This window comes from Streptomyces deserti, from assembly GCF_054782695.1.
In genome coordinates, this window is the sequence record NZ_BAAGRZ010000134.1 from 1 (window position 1) to 569 (window position 569).

The 569-nt window shown below is 69.2% G+C and carries 1 protein-coding gene; it reads right to left on the bottom strand.

The annotated features are described in order from the left end of the window. A partial coding sequence (locus tag ACYVMZ_RS39430) for an acyltransferase domain-containing protein (RefSeq protein WP_461088149.1) occupies positions 1–569 on the bottom strand: 569 nt, incomplete at both ends.

The window sequence follows — 569 nt, forward strand, 5'->3', positions numbered from 1 at the left end:
CTCCAGTCCACTGCGACACCGGCGGCGTGCGCCTGCGCGAGCATCGTCACGAACTGTTCGGCCTCGTCATGATCCCGCCGCGCCGCCGCAGCCACCAGCGACTTCGCCTCGACGTCCTCCGGCAGACACTGCCGGGTCATCGCCGCCAGCACCGCGTCCGGCCCGACCTCCAGGAACCGACGCACACCCGAAGAGACAAGCCCTTCGACGCCCGGTGCGAACCGCACCCCGGCCCGGACCTGCGACACCCAGTACGACGGATCCAGCAGCTCCTCACCGGCCATCTCACCGGACACGTTCGACACCAACGCAACCCGCGGAACGTTGTACGTCACCTCACGCGCGACAGCGGCGAACTCCTCCAGCATCGGCTCCATCCGCACCGAGTGGAACGCATGACTCACCCGCAGACGTGACGTCCTACGACCAGCGAACTCGGCCTCGGCCTCGGCAACCGCGTCCTCGTCACCCGAGATCACCACAGCCCCGGGCGCGTTCACCGCCGCGATCGACACCCGCTCACCCAACCGCGCAATCACACCGGCGACTTCCGCCTCGGTCGCGGCGAC